Origin of the sequence: Pseudomonas sp. TMW 2.1634, assembly GCF_001703595.1 — a bacterium.
GTDB lineage: Bacteria > Pseudomonadota > Gammaproteobacteria > Pseudomonadales > Pseudomonadaceae > Aquipseudomonas > Aquipseudomonas fragi.
Genome location: NZ_CP016849.1, coordinates 727,026 through 748,106 on the forward strand (window position 1 = coordinate 727,026; position 21,081 = coordinate 748,106).

At 61.1% G+C, this 21,081-nt stretch carries 17 protein-coding genes; 9 read left to right on the forward strand and 8 right to left on the reverse strand.

Annotated elements, in window-relative coordinates; genetic code table 11:
• Positions 1 to 201 precede the first annotated feature (201 nt).
• From BFC21_RS03390 to BFC21_RS03415, 6 genes are all read right to left on the reverse strand, one after another.
• The gene (locus BFC21_RS03390) at positions 202 to 603 is read right to left on the reverse strand and encodes a biopolymer transporter ExbD (protein ID WP_016780647.1); all 402 of its coding nucleotides are present in this window, start codon (positions 601 to 603) and stop codon (positions 202 to 204) included.
• Entirely contained in the window at positions 603 to 1,307 is a 705-nt protein-coding gene (locus BFC21_RS03395; RefSeq protein WP_029611376.1) for a MotA/TolQ/ExbB proton channel family protein, read from the reverse strand. Before BFC21_RS03395 ends, BFC21_RS03390 begins: the two co-directional genes overlap by 1 nt.
• Positions 1,308 to 1,360: 53 nt before the next feature.
• The gene (locus tag BFC21_RS03400; RefSeq protein ID WP_120265688.1) at positions 1,361 to 2,179 is read right to left on the reverse strand and encodes an energy transducer TonB; all 819 of its coding nucleotides are present in this window, start codon (positions 2,177 to 2,179) and stop codon (positions 1,361 to 1,363) included.
• A 687-nt stretch (positions 2,180 to 2,866) separates the two neighbouring features.
• Positions 2,867 to 4,690 (reverse strand): ABC transporter ATP-binding protein, encoded by a 1,824-nt coding sequence (locus BFC21_RS03405; protein ID WP_120265689.1) that lies wholly within the window; start codon positions 4,688 to 4,690, stop codon positions 2,867 to 2,869.
• Positions 4,691 to 5,241: 551 nt separating this feature from the next.
• Positions 5,242 to 6,630 carry a HAMP domain-containing sensor histidine kinase gene (locus BFC21_RS03410; protein WP_088377209.1) on the reverse strand — a complete coding sequence of 463 codons (1,389 nt, stop codon included), beginning with the start codon at positions 6,628 to 6,630 and terminating at the stop codon, positions 5,242 to 5,244.
• Positions 6,608 to 7,291, reverse strand: coding sequence for a response regulator transcription factor (locus BFC21_RS03415; protein WP_016780653.1), 684 nt, complete (start codon positions 7,289 to 7,291; stop codon positions 6,608 to 6,610). Before BFC21_RS03415 ends, BFC21_RS03410 begins: the two co-directional genes overlap by 23 nt.
• Positions 7,292 to 7,495: 204 nt before the next feature.
• Here BFC21_RS03415 and BFC21_RS03420 point away from each other — a divergent pair, with 204 nt between their 5' ends.
• The 8 genes from BFC21_RS03420 to BFC21_RS03460 all read left to right on the forward strand — a co-directional run bounded on the left by BFC21_RS03420 (position 7,496) and on the right by BFC21_RS03460 (position 18,041).
• Positions 7,496 to 8,851, forward strand: a complete 1,356-nt coding sequence (locus BFC21_RS03420; protein ID WP_088377210.1) for an MATE family efflux transporter — start codon at positions 7,496 to 7,498, stop codon at positions 8,849 to 8,851.
• Positions 8,852 to 9,153: 302 nt separating this feature from the next.
• Entirely contained in the window at positions 9,154 to 10,137 is a 984-nt protein-coding gene (locus BFC21_RS03425; protein WP_088377211.1) for a YCF48-related protein, read from the forward strand.
• A 22-nt stretch (positions 10,138 to 10,159) separates the two neighbouring features.
• Positions 10,160 to 12,556, forward strand: coding sequence for an RND family transporter (locus tag BFC21_RS03430; protein ID WP_371914959.1), 2,397 nt, complete (start codon positions 10,160 to 10,162; stop codon positions 12,554 to 12,556).
• Positions 12,557 to 12,705: 149 nt separating this feature from the next.
• Positions 12,706 to 13,956: a helix-turn-helix transcriptional regulator gene (locus BFC21_RS03435; RefSeq protein WP_088377213.1), complete on the forward strand. Its 1,251-nt coding sequence runs from the start codon at positions 12,706 to 12,708 to the stop codon at positions 13,954 to 13,956.
• 90 nt (positions 13,957 to 14,046) lie between these two features.
• Positions 14,047 to 14,814, forward strand: a complete 768-nt coding sequence (locus tag BFC21_RS03440; protein ID WP_086796585.1) for an SDR family oxidoreductase — start codon at positions 14,047 to 14,049, stop codon at positions 14,812 to 14,814.
• Positions 14,815 to 14,830: 16 nt separating this feature from the next.
• Positions 14,831 to 15,667, forward strand: a complete 837-nt coding sequence (locus tag BFC21_RS03445; protein WP_088377214.1) for an SDR family NAD(P)-dependent oxidoreductase — start codon at positions 14,831 to 14,833, stop codon at positions 15,665 to 15,667.
• Positions 15,668 to 15,864: 197 nt separating this feature from the next.
• Positions 15,865 to 16,902 (forward strand): Rieske 2Fe-2S domain-containing protein, encoded by a 1,038-nt coding sequence (locus BFC21_RS03455; protein WP_095005164.1) that lies wholly within the window; start codon positions 15,865 to 15,867, stop codon positions 16,900 to 16,902.
• 125 nt (positions 16,903 to 17,027) lie between these two features.
• Positions 17,028 to 18,041 (forward strand): AraC family transcriptional regulator, encoded by a 1,014-nt coding sequence (locus tag BFC21_RS03460; protein WP_088377216.1) that lies wholly within the window; start codon positions 17,028 to 17,030, stop codon positions 18,039 to 18,041.
• Positions 18,042 to 18,076: 35 nt separating this feature from the next.
• On the opposite strand, the gene BFC21_RS03465 is transcribed toward BFC21_RS03460, so the two are convergent.
• Together BFC21_RS03465 and BFC21_RS03470 are read right to left on the reverse strand one after the other, a co-directional pair.
• Positions 18,077 to 19,132 carry a permease gene (locus tag BFC21_RS03465; protein WP_086796594.1) on the reverse strand — a complete coding sequence of 352 codons (1,056 nt, stop codon included), beginning with the start codon at positions 19,130 to 19,132 and terminating at the stop codon, positions 18,077 to 18,079.
• Between the two features lie 188 nt (positions 19,133 to 19,320).
• Positions 19,321 to 20,097, reverse strand: a complete 777-nt coding sequence (locus tag BFC21_RS03470) for an IclR family transcriptional regulator (protein WP_120265690.1) — start codon at positions 20,095 to 20,097, stop codon at positions 19,321 to 19,323.
• Between the two features lie 171 nt (positions 20,098 to 20,268).
• On the opposite strand from BFC21_RS03470, the gene BFC21_RS03475 reads away from it, so the two are divergent.
• Positions 20,269 to 21,030, forward strand: a complete 762-nt coding sequence (locus BFC21_RS03475; RefSeq protein WP_088377218.1) for an ABC transporter substrate-binding protein — start codon at positions 20,269 to 20,271, stop codon at positions 21,028 to 21,030.
• The last annotated feature ends 51 nt before the right edge of the window (positions 21,031 to 21,081 follow it).

The following is a 21,081-nucleotide window of genomic DNA, read 5'->3' on the forward strand; positions in this document are numbered from 1 at the left end:
TGACTCCAGTTGGGTTGTGTCGACCCGGGGCAAAACACGTTTTTCAAGCAAGCCGCTCCCCTGCAAGGGCCAAAAGGCCCCTGCGCGGCGTGGGTGGTGCGTAGGGTGTTGCAATGCCTGTGGGAGCGGGCTTGCTCGCGATTCGCTCAGTCAAGCCGCAGTGATGCCATCGCGGGCAAGCCCGCTCCCACAAGGTCAGGGTCAGCGCGCGGTCATCACCGATATTTTGGTAATGCCCGAACGCTCGATGGAGGCCATAGCCTTGGCCACCTGGCCGTAGTTGACCCCTTCGTCCGCCTGCAACTGCACGCGCACTTCCGGGTCTTGGGCCTTGACGTCCTGCAGGCTTTTTTCCAGCAGTTCGGGGGCCACTTCGTTCTTGGCCAGGTAGAACTTGCCGTCCTGGTCGACGCTGACCACCACCGGGTCTTTTTTCTGGGCCGAGGCCACGGCGTCGGTCTTGGGCAGGTTGATCTTGATCGCGTTGGTCATCATCGGCGTGGTCACGATAAACACCACCAGCAGCACCAGCATCACGTCCACCAGCGGGGTGACGTTCATTTCACTGAGTACTTCGTCGCTGTCCTGGGTTGAGAAAGACATCAGCTTGCCTCCCGCACGGGGGTGCGCTTGTTGGAAATGGCCTGGCGGTCGATGGCAAAGGCGCTGCGCTGGGCGAGGGCGTCGAAGTCATGGGCGAAGTCGTCCATGTTGGCCGAGGCCAGCTTGAGGCGGCGCAGGAAGAAGTTGTAAATCAGCACCGCCGGTACCGCGACCGCGATACCTACACCGGTGGCGATCAAGGCATGGCCGATGGGCCCGGCTACGGTTTCCAGGCTGGCCGAACCGGTGGCGCCGATGGTCTGCAGCGCTTCCATGATCCCCCACACGGTGCCGAACAGGCCGATAAAGGGCGCGGTGCTGCCGATACTGGCGAGGATCGCCTGGCCGCTTTCCAGGGCGCGGCGTTCCTTTTGGATCTGTTGGCGCAGGTTGCGCTCCAGGCGGTCGGAGCGGTTGATGGTGTGGGCCAGTTGCTGGGTGGTGCGCGGCGTGTCATCGACAATCATGGCCTCAAAACCGCTGTTGGCGATGCGGGCCAGGGCGCCGGGGTACTGGCTGGCGTGTTCGGCGGCGGTCAGCAGGTCAGGGGCGGCCCAAAAGGCTTTGCTAAATTGCGAGTTTTGCGCTTTCTGGCGCAGGTACTGCGATGATTTGATGAGCAGCAAAGCCCAGCTCACCACCGAAAACAGCACCAGTGCCCAGAGCACCCCGGGGACAATCATGGAAGACAGAGACTCGTTCATTGTTACACCTCACACGGCGGCTAAATAAAAGTTAGTGTCGGCACCCGGCTGGGTTATTCCGGCAATTTGAAAGAGATGGTCTGGGTGGCAAATCCTTCGATGGGGGTATCCCCTCGTTTGGCCGGGACAAACTTCCAGTTGCGCACGGCTTCTACAGCCGCGTCATCGAGTGCCTGCTTGCCGCTGGATTTGGTGACCTCCACCGTGCCGGCGCGACCATTGGGCAGCACCTTGATGCGCAACACCACGGTGCCTTCCCAACTGCGGCGCAAGGCCAGGGACGGATACTCGGGCGGCGGGTTGCCAAGGCTGGCCAGCCCTGACACAGCTGCGGTTTCCTTGACCGGGCCCGGCGCTGCGGCAGGTGCTGCGGGTGCTGCGGGTGCTGTTGGCGCAGTCGGTGCCGCCGGAGCAGCAGGTGCCGGTGGCGCTGGCTTGACCGGCTGCGGTTTTTGCACCGGCTTGGGCTTGACCACTGGCTTGGGTTTTTCGACGGGCTTGGGTTTCTCCACCGGCTTGGGCGGCTCCTTGACCGCATCTTCGTCCTCGGGTGGCGCTTCGGGTTCCGGTGGCGGCGGTGGTGGTGGCGGTTCTTCCACGGGGGGCGCCGGTGGTGTCGGGCTGGTCAGCTCGACAGTCATTTCCGGAATCTCGGGCGGCGTGACCACAGGTTCGGCCTTGGCCTGCTGCATCACCCACCAGGCGCCCGCGTGCAGCAGGGCAACCAGACCTACCAGCAGCAGCGCCCGCGATGTCACCAGGCCCCCGGGTGTCGAGGTGTTGGGTACATGGGGGATGTGCGTCCACTGCTGTACGCGTTCGGCGTCGAGCAGCGGGGCAGATCGCGTTTTATTCTTTACCTCGTCACTCATTAACAGTCCCTCGACTAAATGAAGGGCAATAAGGCTCCGTTCGCCCTTGCACGCAGGGACGACAACTTGTGTTTACGGTGAGGCAATAAGTGAGGGGCCACTTATTGCGCTGTATTACGTCATCAGGGGCAGGTTGTTCATGGGTATTCCTTGTGGCTGAAGCAACTGAAGAAGTAGCGGGTGGTTTGTAAAGTTCCGTTAAGTTATGTAAAGCAACAGCTATGCCAGAAGGACAGGAAAGTTGGCGTTACGGCAGGTTATTTAGTGCGGGTGTGACGGGCTGAATTAAAAGTGACTGTGAAAAGACAAGGAATGGACAATGAACTAAGGCGTCATCCATGACAGCAGGCTTAGTTGAGCGATTAATAGGGTGTTATTGTCTGACAATCAGGCAATTACAAGAGAGTGTTATAAAACAGTGCACCAAAGTGAACAGTGACTGCCAACTAACAGTGCAGTTGCCAGCTCAGCCCTTTGCTGCACTGATGCCAGCTGTGCCAACAGGGTGCGTACACGATCAACCGCTCAGGGCTTAGGGGTTACGCAGGGTGCTCAAATAAAAAAGCACCTGCCGGCCGAACAGCGGCGGGCAGGTGCTTATAGGCACGTTACTGTAAGTTATAAGGCTTATGTACCAGATGGTTAAATGCGCGAGTGCGCCGTTTAGTTAGTGAGGTGCGGGTATATTTAAACCTGTTCCGTGACTGGCAAGTCATTCCTTAGTTCATCTTGTTCACTTAACAAACCATCGGACTGATGCTGCCAAAGTCGGTAATACAGCCCTTTGCGCTCAAGTAACTGGCTGTGAGTGCCGTCTTCGGCAATATGCCCTTTGTCCAGTACAACAATGCGGTCCAGGTGGGCAATAGTTGAAAGGCGATGGGCCACTACCAGGACGGTCTTGTCCGACATGATGTCGTCAAGGCTACTCTGGATCAGACTTTCGGTTTCTGAATCGAGACTGGCGGTGGCTTCGTCCAGTATCAATATGGGTGCGTTTTTTAACAGGGCCCGGGCAATCGCGATCCGCTGGCGTTGACCACCGGACAACTTGACCCCGCGTTCACCGATCAGCGCGTCATACCCTTCGGGCATTTGCAGAATGAACTCATGGGCATGGGCGCGCTTGGCGGCCAGGATGACTTGCGCTTCACCGGCGTGAACATCACCGTAGCCGATGTTTTCGCGCAAGGAGCGATGAAACAGGCCGGGTTCCTGGGGGATCAGGCCGATATGGGTGTGCAGTGATTGTTGGGTCATGGTTTGAATATCAATGCCATCCACTTCGATGGTGCCGCCCTGGGGGTCATACGAACGCAACAGCAGACTCAACAACGTTGATTTGCCAGAGCCGGACAAACCGACAATGCCCACCCGTTGCCCGGCCCGAATATCCAGGTTGAAGTGTTTGAAGATCGGCCTGTCGGGGCTATAGCCGAAGTTGACGTCGCGAAAGCGGATCGCGCCCTTCTCGATAGTGACGGGTTGGGCGCTGTGCTGATCGGGCATTTCATGGGGTTGCAGGAGGGTATCGATACTGCTCTCGATATTGCCGATGCACTCGAAGAAATGCATGAACTGCATGCTCAGAAAACTGCATTGCGCCACAATCATCAGGCCCAGGGTGGCCACCATCACAAATTGGCCCACATCGATCTTGCCCAGATGCCACAAGTACAGCGCCAGGGCCACCAGCCCGACGCGCAGCACAATGGCCAGGCTGTCCTGCAGCATGCGGACCTTTTCCTGGTAGAAGAACGAGCGTTGTCCGGCCTGTTTTTCCTCGATCTGGTAGCGGTTCAGATAGTTGAGTTCGTAATCCTGGCGGGCGAACAGACGGATGCTGTTGAGGTTGCCCACCGCATCGACAATCTTGCCGGTGGTCAGGCTGCGGGCAGTGGCATGTTTGCCCGCCAGTTTCTGCGCCTTGAGTGACAGTCGGTACGCCAGCCAGGTGTAGGCCACCACCCAGACCAGCAGGCCCAGGCCCAGCCAGGGTGATGCCAGGGTCAGCATCACCAGGCTGGTGACCAGTACCGCGACAATCGGCAGCATTTCCACGATCAGCAGCCAGGTGATTTCCAGCAGGCCGATGGTGCCTTCATTGATGCGGTGGGCCAGGCTGCCGGCAAAGTGCTCGCCGAAATAGCGGGCCGAATGCTGCTGCAACCAGGCGAACAGGTCGCGCACGATGCGGATTTTTTGCAGCGGCCTGACCATGATCATGCACAGCGTGGCGCCCCGTGCGCAGAGCAACTGCACCACCGCCAGGGCGAACAGCAGGCCCAGGGCGGGCAGGCTGGCCTGCAACAGATCGCCTTGTTGCCACGCGCCCTCACTGACCGCACCGGTAATGCGGCCGATGGCATAGGGCATCAGCGTGGCGGCCATCGCCGCGCCGACTTGCAGCAGGGTTATGCCCCAGTACCAGCGCGGGTACAGGCGGATGTAATGCCACACCAGGGCCCAGGGCCGGTTGGGGGGGACGGTTATAGCGTCAAATTCGGACATGACATACCTGTCTTGTGAGCAATGCCAAAAGAGCCGTTTTCGCCGCGCAGCAAGGCGGGCGAACAGGGCGTACGCAGAAACACGGGATGCAGCTATCCGGCGCCCCTGCGTGCAAGGCGGGGCGTCAGGGTGCAGGGCTGGCTAAGTGTCGGTGCCCGGACAGCAGGTGCGGCCGGGGAGGCACGCATGCAGGGCGCGGGGGGACCGAGAGCGGAGGGTACTGGTTGGCGAGCGCACATCTGACATCGTTGAATTTCCTTATAACAGCGGGTCATCGACGGGACTTTTGGTCCGTCTTTGCACTGAATATGGACGGGTATGCCGCCCTTGTTCGCAACTGGTGCGGGTTGCACCCCCTGGAAGCTGTGATTCCAGGGAAATAACTGCGAACGGTAAATACCAAGAAAAAACTGTGCCAAGTTGTGTCGGTTGAACATGAAGATTGTTTGGTGCAGGAGCACCGTGGTGCTGCAATCGCGAGCAAGCCCGCTCCCACCTGGTCGATGAATATCCCGTGGGAGCGGGCTTGCCCGCGATTGAAGGCGACGCGGTTAACCGGGATTGATCAGGCTTTGCCGACAATGCAGGGTCAGCCAGGCGCCGCCGCTTTCGCGGTTGTTCACTTCCAGGCTGAAGCCGTGCAGGCTGACGATGGCCGCCACGATGGACAGGCCCAGGCCAAAGCCGCCGTGTTTGTCATCGACCCGATAAAAGCGCTGGAACACTGCCACCCGCTCGGCCTCGGGGATGCCGGGGCCGGTATCCAGCACTTCGATGCGCGGGCTGCCGTTGTCGTCGGTGGCCCGCAGGATCACCTCGCCACCGGGCGGGGTGAACTTGATCGAATTGCTCAGCAGGTTGGCCAGGGCTTCGAACAACAAGGCCCGGTCGCCCGTAAGGCCGGGCAGGGCGGCTGGCGTTTCGAGCGTTAACGTCACCTGGCCCTCTTCAGCCAGTGGCAGGTAAAAATCGTACAGCTCCTGCAGCAGCGGCAGCGGGTCGAGTTGCAGGAAGCCTGAGCGCCGCTGGTGGTCTTCCAGTTCGGAGATGCGCAACAAACCGCGAAAGCGCGCCATCAGGGTGTCGGTTTCGCCGATCACTTCGTCCAGCTGCAACGCTTCGGCCGAACCTTCGACGGCTTGCTGGCGCATCCGGTACAACTGGGCGCGCAAGCGGGTCAGCGGGGTGCGCAAGTCGTGGGCAATGTTGTCGCATACGCCCTTGACCTCGTGCATCAGCAGTTCGATGCGATCGAGCATGGCGTTGACAATGGCGGCCAGCATGTCCAGTTCGTCGCGCCGGTTGGACAGCGGCAGGCGGTAGGTCAAGTCGCCGGCAACAATGGCTTCGGCACTGGCCTGAATGGCCCGGATGCGTTGCAGCGGGCGGCGGCGCAGCAAGTGCCAGCCGGCAATGCCGGGAATGATGGTCAGCGACAGGCCCCAGACCAGCGCATGCAAAATGATCCGCGTGACGGCAAACAGCGAGCCGTTGTCGCGCACCAGCACCAGCCAGCGGCCGTCAGGGGTTTGCGTGGCGACGGCATCGCAGCTGTCTTGCGGCAGGTTGGGGTCATCGGAGTCGATACAGCTGCTCAGGGCATGGATCTGGCCGCCCAGCGGCAAGCCCTGAGGGATGGACTGGATCGGCCCGCTCAGCGGCTTGTGTTGCTCATCGAACAGGCCATAGGCATCCACTGCCCGCATATCGAACGTCATGCTGGTGGCCAGTGCTTCATCCAGTTGTTCGCCTTCGAAGCGGGCAAACAGGTGCTGGCGCTGCATCAACGAATGCCTGGCCAGGTTGCCCAGGTAATCCGAGACTTCGTAATACAGCACCCCCATCAGGATGCAGCTCCAGGCCACAAACAGAAAACTGTACAGCGCCAGCAGCCGGCTGCTGGAAGAACGCCAGCCCTTAGAGGGGTTCGGCAATGACATAACCCGAGCCTCTAACAGTGCGAATCAGAGGCACCTGGCCCGGCGGATCGATTTTTTTGCGCAGGCGACCGATATGCACATCGATCAGGTTGGTGCCCGGGTCGAAGTGATAGCCCCAGACTTCCTCGAAAATCATCATCCGCGAGAGGATCTGCCCGGTATTGCGCATCAGGAATTCCAGCAACTTGTACTCGGTGGGCAGCAGGCTCAGCTGTTGCTCGCTGCGGCTGGCTTCGCGGGTAATCAGGTTGAGTTCGAGGTCAGAGACGCGCAGCGAGGTTTCATACTTGTCGGCCGGGCTTTTGCGCCGCAGCAGCACTTCCACGCGGGCTGCCATCTCATCGCTGGCAAAGGGCTTGGTCAGGTAATCATCACCTCCGGCGCGCAGGCCGCGAACACGCTCATCGACATCGGAGAGGGCGCTGATCATCAAGATCGGTGTGCTCACGCCAATGGTGCGCAAGGTGGTGACAATCGCCAGGCCGTCCAGCTCGGGGAGCATGCGGTCGAGGGTGATCAGGTCGTAGTCGCCACTCACGGCGCGAACCAGGCCTTCGCGGCCATTGGCAACCCAATCAACCTCAAGGCCGTGGCTGGTCAATTCAGCCACGATTTCTTTCGCCGTTACGGCATCGTCTTCAATGGTCAAAATACGGGTCATACCGTCACCTGATGGGCTTTTTCAGCGGTGAGCACATTTTGCCCATAAAAAGCTGAAACGTTTCTGAATATTTCTTCATGTTCAGCAAGCCTTCAGAAAGGTTAGTTGAAGTGACGGGGCTGGAGCGCTGATGATGTTCAGCAGGAACATCCGGATACATTTGCGGTATAACCCCCGCTGATAATTTTTTCAGGCGCTGTGTTTATGCAAAACCCCTCGCAACGGCCGCTGTGGCAGATCTACCTGATCTTCCTGGCGCCGATGGTCCTGTCCAATTTTCTGCAGAGCTTTTCCGGCACCCTCAACGGGATTTACGTTGGCCAGTTGCTGGGCACCCAGGCATTGGCTGCAGTGTCGGGGATGTTTCCCATCGTGTTTTTCTTTATTGCCCTGGTTATCGGGCTGGGGGCGGGGGCTTCAGTGCTGATCGGTCAGGCCTGGGGCGCGCGGGAAACCGCACTGGTCAAGCAGATCACCGGGGCAACCCTGACCCTTGGCGCGGCGATCGGCCTGGTCGCCGCAGTGCTGGGCAGCCTGCTGGCACGGCCTGCCTTGCTGGCGTTGGGTACCCCGGTTGACGTGCTGGAGGAGGCCGTCGGCTATGCCCGGGTGATGATGCTGATCATGCCGTTATTGCTGGTCTTTATCCTGTTCACCCAGATTTTGCGTGGGGTCAGCGATACGGTTTCGCCGTTGCTGGCGCTGATGGTGTCTACGGCGGTGGGGTTGCTGCTGACCCCTGCACTGATCCTGGGCTGGGCTGGCCTGCCCACCCTGGGCATTCAAAGTGCGGCCTATGCGGGGCTGGTGGGTAACGTACTGGCCATGCTGTTTCTGGTGTTGCGCCTGCGTCACAAGAATCATGTGATGGCCCCGGATCGTGAGCTGTGGGCTGCGCTGCGCCTCAACCGGGAGATCCTCGGCAAGGTGCTGCGCATTGGCTTGCCCACCGGGGTGCAGATGGTGGTGCTGTCGCTGTCGGAGCTGGTGATCCTGGCGCTGGTCAACAGCCACGGCTCCCAGGCCACGGCGGCTTATGGCGCGGTGACCCAGATCGTCAACTATGTGCAGTTTCCGGCGCTGTCGATTGCCATTACCGCTTCGATCCTCGGCGCCCAGGCCATTGGTGCCGGGCGCATCGAGCGCATCGGCCCGATCCTGCGTACCGGCTTGCTGATCAACCTGTGCCTGACCGGTGCCCTGGTGGTGCTCGGTTATGTGCTGTCGCACTGGTTGCTGGGCTTGTTTATCACCGATGTCGAGGCGCGGGTGCGGGCGGAGCATCTGCTGCACATCATGCTCTGGAGCGTGCTGGTGTTTGGCTTCCAGGCGGTGATCGGCGGGATCATGCGCGCCAGTGGCGTGGTGCTGGTGCCGATGGGGATCACGATTTTCTGTGTGCTGTGCATCGAGCTGCCAGCGGCTTATGTGCTGGATGCGCACTTTGGCCTGCAGGGCGTGTGGATGGCGTTCCCGGTGACCTATGTGGCCATGCTGGTGCTGCAGACTGCGTATTACCGGTTGGTATGGCGGCACAAGCAGATCCAGCGGCTGGTTTGAGCCGGACTGACATAAGCCCGCCCCTCTGTGGGAGCGGGCTCGCTCGCGATGGCAGCCCTGCGTTAACCTGACCCCGCGCAACGCCTGAATCGCAGGCAAGCCAGCTCCCACATGACCCTCACCCCATGACCGTCAACTCACTAGGCCATTTGGACGATGTGCCTGTGACTCACCAGTCCGATTATCGAAGCCAGGTTCTGGACGCCTCGCCGAGGCCGCCACCAGAGCATCCACGATAATAAAAAGAGGACTGGCCGCATGAATTCTGCCCAGCAACTGAATCGTGCAGCGAGGCATCGACCATGCGCTCAATGATTGGCTATGGGGTGTGCCTGATCGTCGCTGTCACCATCGCGTTTACCTTCTCTCCCCGTCATGGCGCCGACGTCGCGTCAGCCCAGTTGCGCCCGGATCGCCTGCAGATCAATGGCATGCTGTATCTGGATCAACGCGTGGTGGCCGTCGGTGAGCGCGGCCATATTTTGCTCAGCGATGATCAGGGACTGTCCTGGCAACCTGCTGCGGTCAAGCCGCAACGTGACCTGACCCTCACCGCGCTGGTGGCCTTGCAGGACAAGAGCCTGCTGGCAGTCGGTCATGATGGCTGGATCCTGCGCTCCGAAGATGAGGGCGCAAACTGGTCCGAGGTGCGCTATGACGGTGACGTCGCCGAACCCTTGCTGGGTATCTGGAGTGCCGGTGGCAAGCGGGTGCTGGCCTTTGGCAGCTTCGGCAAGTTTTACCAGTCAGAAGACGATGGCCGCTCCTGGCAGGCCCAGCCGTTGGAGGTGGACAGCGCACACCTCAATGGTATGGACGGGGGTGCCGATGGCCGCCGCATGGTGGTCGGCGAGCAGGGGCTGGTGCTGCGCAGCGACGACGCCGGGCACAGCTGGCAGAAGCTGGAGCCTTTCTACAACGGTTCGCTGTTTGGCGTGGTGCGCCTGAGCCCTGATCGCTGGGTGACTTACGGCATGCGCGGCCATGTGTTTGTCAGCCAGGATTTTGGCCGCACCTGGGAGCCGGTGAAGGTGGGCAATCAGTTGCCGCTTTATGGCCACGCCCTGTTGCCCAATGGCGGCGGCCTGCTCATTGTCGGTGCGGGCAGCTCGCTGGTGCGCCTGGACGGCAATGGCGGGCTGGTCAGCGCCACTCGCCTGTCCGGTTTGGGTACGTTGACCTCGGCGGTCCTGATCGGCTCCCGGCGTTTGCTGGTGGGCGGCGAGCGTGGTGTGTTCCAGGGTGCCGACGGCGGCGTTGCCGCACTGGGAGGTGCCCGTGAGTGAACATAAAAGCACGATAAACCGTATGGTCGAACGTGTTGCCGACCTGTTGATGACCTGGCGCAAGGGCTTGCTGGCGCTGTTTGTTTTATTGACCCTGGCCCTGGGCTACAGCGCCACCCACACCCAGCTGGACCCGGGCTTTAACAAGCAGATCCCGGTGCGCAACGCCTTTATGGTCAACTTTCTCAACTTCAGCCAGTACTTCACCGGCGCCAACCGCTTTCTGGTCAGTGTGAAGTGGAAGGGCGAGGGCGATATCTACAACCCCGAGTACCTCGACACCCTGAGCAAGGTCACCAATGACGTTTTCTTCATCAATGGTGTCAGCCGCGCCAGTGTGACATCGCTGTTCACCGCCAATGTGCGCTATATCGAAATCACCGAAGACGGTTTTTTTGGCGACGTCGTGGTGCCGCCACGCTTTACCGGTTCGGCCGATGAGCTGTCCCAGGTGCGCAATAACGTTGCCCGCTCCGGGCAGGTCGGGCGCCTGGTGGCCAATGACCTGACCTCCTCGATGGTGCGCGCTGACTTGCAGGACCTCGATCCGCAGACCGGCAAGTCGGTGTCCTATGCCGAAGTGGCCAGGCAACTTGAGGAGATTCGCGCCAAGTACAGCAATGATGATATCGAGATCAATATCGTCGGCTTCGCCAAGCTGGTGGGGGATGTGATTGAAGGGCTGACCACGGTGATCGGCTTCTTTGTGATTGCCTTTGTGATCACCGCGCTGATGCTGTGGCTGTACTCGCGCTCTTGGCGCCTGACCCTGGTAGCCCTGGCGGTGGCCCTGCTGCCGGTGGTCTGGCTGCTGGGGCTGCTGCCGTTGCTGGGGCTGGGCATCGACCCGATGTCGATTCTGGTGCCGTTCTTGATCTTCTCCATCGGCGTGTCCCATGCGGTGCAGATGACCAATGCCTGGAAGCAGGATGTGCTTGCAGGCAGTTCTTCGATAGAAGCGGCCCGGGGCGCCTTTTGCAAGATTTTCATCCCCGGTTCTCTGGCGCTGCTGATGAACGCCCTGGGTTTCGGCGTGATCATGCTGATCGATATTCCCATCGTCCATGAGCTGGGGGTGACTGCCTGCATCGGCGTGATGCTGATGATCATCACCAACAAGCTGATGCTGCCGATCATCCTTTCATACCTCAAGCTTGAGCCGGGCGCGATGGCCCAGGGGCTCAAGGTGCAGGGCAAGCATGCCCTGTGGTGGCGGCTGTCGGCACTGGCCGAGCCAAAGCCTGCGCTGGTGGTGTTTGTGCTCAGCCTGTTGCTGCTCGGTGTCGGTGCCTGGAAGGCCCGGGACCTGGCAGTGGGCGATATCGGCGTGGGCGCGCCGGAACTGCGCGCCGATTCGCGCTACAACCAGGACAACCAGAAGATCATCAACAGCTACTCCATCGGCCTGGATGTGATGTCGGTGTTCGTACAGGTCAAGGGTATCGAGGAAGGCTGCCTGGCGCCGCAAGTGATGCGTGCCATTGAGTCCTTCGACTTCCAGATCCGCAGCGTGGCCGGTGTGCAGTCGGTGCAGAGCGTGGCGGGCATGGGCAAGGCGGTGATTGCCGGTAATAACGAAGGCAACCCGCGCTGGTCGGCGATTCCGGGCTCCGAGCGCGGCCTGAGCCAGGGTTCGCGCGCTTACATGCCGGACGACGGGCTGGTGACCGAAAGTTGCCAGCGCATGCAGATCCTGGTGTTCCTCACCGATCACGAAGGCTCGACGGTGAGCCATGTGGTAGACGAAACCCAACGCATCATCGCCGGTTTGCAGGGGCCCAATGTGGAGTTCCTGCTGGCGGGGGGCAACGTGGGGGTGATGGCGGCGTCCAACGAGGCCGTCAAGCAGGCCGAGGTGGTGATGCTCGCAGCGCTGTTCGGCTCGGTGGCGCTGTTCTGCTGGCTGACCTTTGGTTCATTGCGCGCGGTGCTGTGCATTCTGGTGCCGCTGGCCATTGTCGCCATCCTCTGCAATGCGCTGATGGCGACCCTGGGCATCGGCCTGAAGGTTGCGACCTTGCCGGTGATGGCGCTGGGTGTCGGGGTCGGGGTCGACTACGGGATTTATCTGTATGAGCGCATTGCCCATGAGATGGCCGATGGCAAGGACCTGCGCCATGCCTTCTACCAGGCTATGTGCCAACGGGGTACGGCGGCGGTGTTTACCGCGCTGACCATGTCCATCGGCGTGTGTACCTGGGCCTTTGCTCCGTTGAAGTTCCAGGCCGACATGGGCGTGCTGCTGTCCTTCATGTTCCTGGTCAACGTGCTCGGCGCAATCTTCCTGCTGCCTGCACTGGCGGCCTGGTTCAATCTGGGGCGACCGCTGGTCAAAGCCCGGAACGCAGTCGCGCAGGTGCCTGCCGGGCATTACCCGCTCAAGCCGAGCGTCGCCGCCAAGGACTCGTCAAACCGCTGAAACAGACCCCTTGCCGGGCTTGTATGAGGGCAAGCATACAGACACACTGAGTCGCTTTTGCGCAGCTTTACGGATGTGGCGCAAAGGTTCACCGCGAGTAATAAGAACAATAAAAAGGGCCGGTCTTGAACCTGGCCCAATGCGAGGAAATGTCCGTGGATACAGTGACCTTGAATCACCAGACCCTGGCCGGTCTTGGGCTTGAACTGGCCGATTACGATCAAATGGTTGGCAGCTTCTACGATGGCGCGCTGGACCCCAAGATCATGGGCCGTACCCTGTGTGCCGTGCGCAAAATGTTTCAGGCCAACTACGCGACCCTGATTCTGCGGGTGCCTGATCAGCCGGACATGGGCTTGATGATCGTGGCCGGAGACATAGAAGGCGAGGGCGAGCTGACCTACCAGACCTACCCGCAAACCAACACCCCGTTTATCGGGCAGGCACTGGATCAGGTATTTACCGTTGAAGACCTGATGAGCGAAGCCGAGTGGGTACACTCGGCTTATTTCAAGGCCTATTGCGGGCCGCAAAATGTCTACCATGTGATGGGCGCCGATATTTCCACGCCCGAGGGCGGCAAGCTGCGCTTTCGCATCACCCGGCCAAAAAATTCCCCGGCATTCTCCAGTGCTGAACGTGCGCTGTGCAGCAGCTTCCTGCCGCATTTGCGCCGTGCCCTGCACTTGCACAACCTGCTTGATCGCAGCGAGTCGATGAGCGAGTTGTATGCCCAGGCCATCAGCCGCCTGTCTGTGGCGACCATCGTGCTCGACGAAACCGGCAAGGTGCTGCGCCTGAACCCGGTGGCCGAGGAAATCCTCAAGAATGCCGATGGCCTCAAGTTGGTGGGCGGGCGGCTGGAAGCCACTTACCCCAGCGACAACCGCGAGCTGCAACGCCTGGTCAAGCACGCCTTCAGTCAGGACGTGCGCGATGGCGGGGTGACGGCCGATGCGATGTCCGTGACCCGGCCTTCAGGGCAGGTCAGCCTGGGGCTGGTAGTTGAGGCAATCCCTTCGCTGGAATGGGCCGAGGGCAAGAGCAAACCGGCGGCGGTGATCTATATCCGTGACTCGGTGGGCAAGTCCCTGGCCAGTGAGGTGGTGACCAAGCAGTTGTTCAACCTGACCAAGGCCGAAACGGCGTTGGCAATGGAATTGGCCAACGGCCTGTCCCTGGAAGAAGCTGCCGAAAACCTGAATATCCGGCGCAACACCGCCCGGGCGCACTTGCGCTCGATCTTCTCCAAGACCGGGGTGCGCCGTCAGACCGAGCTGGTAAGGATTCTGCTGAACAGTGTGGTCGCGTTGGGAAAGCCCAAGTGCGCCTTGCGAGCGGCTGAGTCCGTGGTGGTGCCGGCGCCACAACTGGCGCGCCCGGTGCGTAAAAGCGCTTAAGGATGTTATCTGCGCTGGGGGTGGCGATGGGCGCCACCGCCGGTGTTTCGTCAGCCAGGCCGTTGCGCCTGCATTACCAAGGAAAATCTTATGCCAGTTACAGCTGTCAGCGGTTCCGCCTCCGGGATCGGCGCCGCCGTGTGCGCGCAATTACGGGCTGCGGGCCACCGTATTATCGGGATTGACCGGGCCAATGCTGAAGTGATTGCCGACCTGTCGACCCGTGCCGGGCGCCAGGCGGCAGTGGCGCAGGTGCTTGAGCAGAGCGGCGGGGTGCTGGACGGGCTGGTGTGCTGCGCCGGGATCGGGGTGACGGCGCCTTCCAGCGGCCTGGTGCTGGCGGTGAATTACTTTGGCGTCAGTGAGCTACTGGACGGGCTGGCCGATGCGCTGGCCAAGGGTGAACACCCGGCGGCGCTGGTGATCGGTTCGGTGGCGGCCACCCATTCCGGGGCTGAGCAAGAACCGATGGTTGCCGCGATGCTGGCAGGTGATGAGGCGCAGGCGCTGGAACTGGCCAATAGCCTGGGGCAGACGCATCTGGCCTATGCCGGCTCCAAATATGCAGTGACCTGCGCAGCGCGGCGCAAGGCGGTGCAGTGGGCCCCGCAAGGTATTCGCCTGAACGTGGTGGCGCCGGGCGCTGTGGAAACCCCGCTGCATCAGGCCGCCAAGGACGATGCCCGGTTTGGCAAGGCAGTACGTGAGTTTGTCGCGCCACTGGGGCGCTCGGGCACGCCTGAAGAACTGGCCCGGGTCGTGGCTTTCATGCAATCGCAGCAAGCCAGTTTCATGACTGGCAGTGTGGTGTTTGTCGACGGTGGCATGGACGCGATGGTGCGTACGCAGCGTTTCTGACCGTTAAGGGGTGTCTATGAACAAAGTGGCATTTATTACCGGTGCCAGTCGCGGCATCGGTCGGGAAACCGCGCTGGCGTTTGCGCGTGCGGGGTTTGACCTGGCCATCAGCGCCCGCAGCCTGGACGAGGGGGAAAGCCATGCCCACGGTTTGCGCAACCCTGATGGCACGCCGCTGCCGGGCAGTTTGAATGCCACTGCGGCGGCGGTTCGCGAACTGGGGCGCAAGGTGCTGGTGGTGCCTATGGACCTGCTCGACAGCGACTCGGTGCTGGCCGCAAGCAAGGCGGTGTTTGCCGAATATGGCCGGGTGGATGTGCTGGTCAACAACGCCATTTACCAGGGCAGCGATCTGAATGCGCCGTTTATGCAATTGCAGCCCGAGACCCTGGAACGGGTATTCAAGGGCTATATGCTGAGCCCGTTCCTGCTGACTCGCGCTGTGGTCAGCCAGATGCTGGAGCAGGGCGGCGGGGTGGTGATCAACGTGACCTCCGGCGCTGGCGAAACCGATCCGCCAGTGGCAGCGGGCAAGGGCGGCTGGGGGTATGCCTATGGTGCGGGCAAGGCGGCAGTGTCGCGGTTGTCGGGCATATTGTCGGTGGAACTGGGGGAGCAGGGGATTCGTGCCTACACCCTCAACCCCGGCGTGGTCACCACCGATGCATTGCGCGCGACCATCGGTGACAAAGGCGTGATTGCCTTGCGTGCAGGCTCTGCGCCACCCGAAGTGCCAGCAGCGGTAATGCTGTGGCTGGCCACCGATGCAGGCGCGGTCGATCACCAGTGCAAGACTATCCATTGCCAGCCGTTTGCGCGGGAGCACGGGATTGTCGAGGATTGGCGCCGCTGACTCACCTCTGTGGGAGCGGGCTTGCTCGCGATGGTATCGACGCAGTTCAACCGAGGTACCGCGTTGCCTGCATCGCGAGCAAGCCCGCTCCCACAGGGTGAGGGGGCTCTAGTCCATCTGAACGATGAACCCGCCCCGCACCTCGGTGAAGATCATCGGGTAAAGCGCCCTGGCCCTTAACCTGAGGAATAATAAAAATGACTAAACTCGCACAAATTCACGTCGAGAACGCCTTGTCGCCGCGCTTCGGCCGCGGCTGGCATTGTCTGGGTGAAGCCGACGAGTACCGTGATGGCAAGCTGCATACCCTGAATGTGTTTGGCTCGCGGTTGCTGGCATTTGCCACGTCCACGGGTGAGATCAGTGTGCTCGACGCCCATTGCCCGCACATGGGCGCTGACCTGTCCCAGGGCACCATCGAGAACGATCGCGTGGTGTGCCCCTTCCACCACTGGCAGTACGATGCCAGCGGCAAGTGTGTCGAGATCCCGTACTGCAAGCGCATTCCACCCAAGGCCAAAACCCGCGCATGGCAGACCTGTGAAGTGAACAAGTTGCTGTTCGTGTGGAACAACCCCGAAGGCAAGCCGCCCGCCGACGAGGTGGTGATCCCGCATCTGCCGGAGATGGACAGCGATGAGTGGTTGCACAGCTGGCACATGGACAAGTTGATCATTGAAACCAACCCTCGCGAGCTGGTCGACAACCTGGTGGATGCCCAGCATTTCGGCCCGGTGCATGGCACGCCGACCAAGTACTTCCACAATATTTTCGAAGGCCATATCGCCCACCAGATCTTCCACGGCGACTCTGAGCGGCTGGGCGGCGACCTGGTTGCAGAGTCGGCTTACTTCGGCCCGGCCACTCACTTTACGCGCATGCGTGCGGTGTTCGAGGGGCTGGAAATCAAGTCCATCCTGCTCAACTGCCATGTGCCGATCGGCCCCAACAGCTTTGAGCTGCGATTTGGCTGCATGGTCAAGAAAGTAGCGGGCTGGACGCAGGAGCAAAACGAAGCCCTGGCACTGGACTATGTGCAGCGCAACCGCGACTCGTTCTATCAGGACGTGGATATCTGGACCCACAAGGTGCGCGTCAACAACCCGGTCCTGGCCGAAGGCGACGGCCCGGTGTATCAGTTGCGCGAGTGGTACCAGCAGTTTTTCACCGACGAAGACAGCGTGCCGCAGAGCATGGCCGAACGCCGTGAGATCACCACGGTGGATAACCGCTGATTGCGCACCTGAGCCACAGGCAGCGCCGCTGGCGCTGCCTGTTCGGGGTCAAGTTACTGCTGGCTTTTTGATCCGCGCTGCTTAAGATGGCCGTCATCCAAACGTGATCGGGCGGGACGGCGCCAATGCGCAACAAGGACACCATCTCCATTCAACTGGTACGCGAGGCGCTGCTGCACAGCTGTGCGCCGGGCAGCGCCACGGACGAAGTGCTGCACAAGGTCGGCATGGATCCCGGGTTGCTGGCCGTGCCGGATGCGCGGGTGCCAGCGCTGGTTTATGCACGGATGTGGCGGTTGTTGGCAAGGCGCATGGATGACGAGTTCTTTGGCATGGACCCGCGCAAGCTGCGCTCCGGCAGCCTGGCATTCATGTGCCGTACGGCGATGGCCCAGCCGACCCTGGCCCAGGGGCTGGAGGTGGTGCTGGGGTTTCTGTCGTTGATGCTTGAGCGGTTACCGGCCCAACTGGTGCGCCAGCAGAGCCTGGCGGAGATTGTTCTGCAGGAGCCCGTTCAGCCCCCCGCCCGCGGCTTTACCTATTTCACTTACTGGATGATCGTTCACGGCGTGGCCTGTTGGCTGGCCGGGCGGCGAATTCCGATTCTGGCCATCGAGTTGCGCTGTGCCGCGCCGGACTACTGCGAAGACTACCAGGTCATGTTTTCCGAAAACCTGCGCTTTGAGCGGCCGCGCACGCGGATGATCTTTGCCGCCGACTGCCTGGATGCGCCGATCAGGCGTAACGCCCAGGAACTGAAGCGGTTTCTGGCCGAGGCCCCGGCCAATATCCTGGTCAAGTACCGTGACCCGCAAAGCCTGGCCAGCCAGATCAAGCAGGCCCTGCGTCGGTTGCATGCAGCGCAGTGGCCCGAAACCCCGGCCCTGGCGCAGAGCCTGTGCATGTCGGCCTCGACCCTGCGACGCCGTCTGGCCGACGAAGGGCAGACCTATCAAGGGCTAAAGGACAGTGTGCGCAAGGAGTTGGCAATTGCCTGGCTGGCCGAACCCGAGCACAGCTTTGCCGACATCGCCCTGCGCCTGGGCTTTGCCGACACCAGCTCGTTTTACAAGGCCTTTCGCAAATGGTCAGGGACCAACCCGGGGCATTACCGCGGGTTGATCCTGGGTAACAGTTAACGCGCCTGACTTGCCTCTGTGGGAGCGGGCCGATGTCAGAGCAACCACATCCCCACCAGACCGCTGAGCACGCCGACCAGCATGGTCATCAGCGCCACGCTGACCAGTACCCGGGTATCGAAATCCTTGCGCAGCATCAGCAGCGACGGCAGGCTCACACTCGGCAAGGTCATCAGCAATGCCACGGCGGGGGCAGTGCCCATGCCCAAGGCCATCATGGTTTGCACAATCGGGATTTCTGCCGCAGTCGGGATCACAAACAGCGTGCCGACAATGGCCAGCGGCACCAGCCACACCAGGCTGTCGCTCATGGCACCGTCCACATGGGGGAACAGCCACACCCGTGCCGCGCCCAGCAACAGCACCGCCAGCAGATAGACCGGGATGGTGTTCCAGAACAGTTGCCACAAGGTGCGGCCCCAGCGGCTGAAGAAGTTCTGCTGATCCACCGCACTGGCTTCGGACACCGCATCCAGCGCGGCATCGGGGATGCTTTCAGGGCGCGAAATACGTTGTGCGATCAGCGACACGCCAATCACCAGCACCAGGCCTGCCACCAGGCGCAAGGCGCTAAAGCCCCAGCCCAGCACAAAGCCCATAAACACCAGGGTGGCCGGGTTGAGCACCGGATTGGCGATCCAGAAAGCCAGGGCGGCCCCCACCGAGACTTTTTGCCGACGCATGCCGGCGGCCACCGGGGCGGCGCAGCAGGTACACATCATGCCCGGCAGGGCGAACAGGCCGCCGCGCAGGGTCGAACCAAGGCCCGCCTTGCCGAACAGGCGCAGCAGCCAGTCCCGGGGGATCAGCACCTGGATCAGCGAGCCAAGGATCACCGCCAGTACCGCAGCCTTCCAGATCGCCAGAAAGTACACCTGGGCATAGGCCAGTGCGGCGGCGATGGGCTCGCCCTGGTTATCGTTGAGGATCGAAGCGCCGATGCTGTGGTTGTCGGCGGCGACAAACGCCTTGAAGTAGTAGGGCGACCACTTGACGTAGTACAGACCAATACCGGCGACTAGCAGAAACAGCAGGGGTTTCCACCAGAATGACCAGCCTCGGGCGGGCGTGGCTGGGGAGATACTGGGCATAAAGAATTACCGAACGCAGGGAAATAGCGCGGCATGATACCTCAAGCGCCTTGCTCCCTGTGGGGGCGGCCCGGATTCTGCCGGCGCCGCCAGACCTGTGGGAGCAGGCTTGCCTGCGATGGCATCCCTGCGGTTCGCCGTGCAGAGCGCAGCGTCTGCATCCGTGTGTTGGGCGAATGGGCAGGGGTTTACAGCGTCCTGATCGAATTGCTGATGGCCCGTGCGCACTGGATCACGGACGAGGCCAGTTTGTCTTCGGCGTCCTGCAGGGTCCAGCGGCTGCTGGGGACCACCACATGCACGGCGGCCACTGGCAGGCCATTGTTGTTGAAAATCGGCGCGGCAAGGGTCATGTCGCCCAAAAACATTTCTTCCTTGTTGGTGGCATAGCCCTGTTTGCGGCTGGCCAGCACCCGCTCAAAGATGGCCTCGGCATCGGTCAGGGTGTAGCGCGTCAGTTCCGTCAGCGGGCTGTCCTGCAGCACGCGGCGAATCTCGTCATCCGCCAGGCCGCTCAAGTACGCGCGCCCACCCCCGGTGCAGTACATGGGGATGCGGCTGCCGATGGGCATATGGATCGGGATGAATTTCGGCGCGACAAAGCGCGACACATACACCATGTCCAGCCCGTCGGGCTCGGTCAGGTTGACGGTCTCGCCGGTGATCTGGTTGAGCTCGGACAGATAAGGGTTGGCCACATCGACCAGGATATCGGCGGCCAGATAGTTGTAGCCGATTTCCATCACCTTGGGCGTCAGCTGAAAGCGCCGGCTTTGCGGGTGCTTGCGTACATAGCCGAGCTCTTCAAGGGTGTGCACCATGCGTTGGGCCGAGCTTTTGCTGATGTCCGCCGCTACCGCGATATCGGCCAGGGTCATGGTGCGCCGTGCAGCTCCGAAGCCGCGAAGTACGGCCAGGCCCTTTTCCAGTGACTGGTTGAAAAGAGGGTTGTTGTTATCGCTCATGGCGCATCCTTGGCTTGTTTCAGGCTTATAAATATCGATATGCGATATTTATAAATCTCTTTACGATTTAAGTAAATTGGTTATAGTCGATGGCGGCATTTTGTACCAGAGGGTGCAAGGGTTATTGAGTGCCGCAGCACCACAATAAAAGCGACCACAGGGAGATTCGCTATGCAAAAACCTTTTCAAGTGCTGACGCTTGTATGCGCAATGGCGGCCGGGTTGATTGGACCAGCCAGCGCTGTTGCAGAGCCTGTCTACAAGGTCGGGGCGACGGCAACGGGCATCCCGTTTACCTTTCTCGATATCAAGAGCGGAAAAATCCAGGGCATGATGGTCGACGCGGCCGAGGCCGTGGGCAAGGCTGGCGGGTTCGACACCGAGATCCAGCAAACCACCTTTGCGGCGCTGATCCCTTCGCTGACCACCAACAAGATCGACCTGATTTCCGCCGCCATGCTCAAGACCCCCGAGCGTGAAAAGGTTGTGCAGTATTCCGATCCGATTTTCAGCTACGGCGAAGGCCTGATCGTCAAGGCCGATGACCACAAAGATTACAAAAGCATGGACGACCTGGCCGGTGAAGTGGTCGGTGCCCAGGTTGGCACGGTCTTCCTCGATGCCCTGAACAAGCACGGCGGCTTCAAGGAAGTGCGCAGCTACGACTCCATTCCCGACCTGATGCGTGACCTCAAGCTGGGCCGCATCAAGGCGGCATTCGGTGATCGCCCGATCATTGCCTACCAGTTGGCCCAGGGTAAAAACCCGGACGTAAAACTGTCGAGCACCTATGTGCCGGTGGTCATGGGGGATGTCTGCCTGGTGATGCGCCAGGGGGACGCCGAGAAACTGGCCCAGGTGAACAAGGGCATCGCCGCCATCAAGGCTGACGGCTCGCTGCAACGCATCATCGAGAAGTGGCAGCTGAACTGATGATTCTGTGGCCCCCGCAACGCGGTGGGCCGCTTCTTGTAGCGGTGCGCA

Coding starts and splice junctions, on each gene's coding strand:
- BFC21_RS03390 (WP_016780647.1), bottom strand. CDS start 603: ATGTCTTTCTCAACCCAGGACAGCGACGAAGTACTCAGTGAAATGAAC.
- BFC21_RS03475 (WP_088377218.1), top strand. CDS start 20,269: ATGCAAAAACCTTTTCAAGTGCTGACGCTTGTATGCGCAATGGCGGCC.
- BFC21_RS03435 (WP_088377213.1), top strand. CDS start 12,706: ATGTCCGTGGATACAGTGACCTTGAATCACCAGACCCTGGCCGGTCTT.
- BFC21_RS03455 (WP_095005164.1), top strand. CDS start 15,865: ATGACTAAACTCGCACAAATTCACGTCGAGAACGCCTTGTCGCCGCGC.
- BFC21_RS03470 (WP_120265690.1), bottom strand. CDS start 20,097: ATGAGCGATAACAACAACCCTCTTTTCAACCAGTCACTGGAAAAGGGC.
- BFC21_RS03395 (WP_029611376.1), bottom strand. CDS start 1,307: ATGAACGAGTCTCTGTCTTCCATGATTGTCCCCGGGGTGCTCTGGGCA.
- BFC21_RS03400 (WP_120265688.1), bottom strand. CDS start 2,179: ATGAGTGACGAGGTAAAGAATAAAACGCGATCTGCCCCGCTGCTCGAC.
- BFC21_RS03465 (WP_086796594.1), bottom strand. CDS start 19,132: ATGCCCAGTATCTCCCCAGCCACGCCCGCCCGAGGCTGGTCATTCTGG.
- BFC21_RS03405 (WP_120265689.1), bottom strand. CDS start 4,690: ATGTCCGAATTTGACGCTATAACCGTCCCCCCCAACCGGCCCTGGGCC.
- BFC21_RS03445 (WP_088377214.1), top strand. CDS start 14,831: ATGAACAAAGTGGCATTTATTACCGGTGCCAGTCGCGGCATCGGTCGG.
- BFC21_RS03430 (WP_371914959.1), top strand. CDS start 10,160: ATGGTCGAACGTGTTGCCGACCTGTTGATGACCTGGCGCAAGGGCTTG.
- BFC21_RS03460 (WP_088377216.1), top strand. CDS start 17,028: ATGCGCAACAAGGACACCATCTCCATTCAACTGGTACGCGAGGCGCTG.
- BFC21_RS03440 (WP_086796585.1), top strand. CDS start 14,047: ATGCCAGTTACAGCTGTCAGCGGTTCCGCCTCCGGGATCGGCGCCGCC.
- BFC21_RS03410 (WP_088377209.1), bottom strand. CDS start 6,630: ATGTCATTGCCGAACCCCTCTAAGGGCTGGCGTTCTTCCAGCAGCCGG.
- BFC21_RS03425 (WP_088377211.1), top strand. CDS start 9,154: ATGCGCTCAATGATTGGCTATGGGGTGTGCCTGATCGTCGCTGTCACC.
- BFC21_RS03415 (WP_016780653.1), bottom strand. CDS start 7,291: ATGACCCGTATTTTGACCATTGAAGACGATGCCGTAACGGCGAAAGAA.
- BFC21_RS03420 (WP_088377210.1), top strand. CDS start 7,496: ATGCAAAACCCCTCGCAACGGCCGCTGTGGCAGATCTACCTGATCTTC.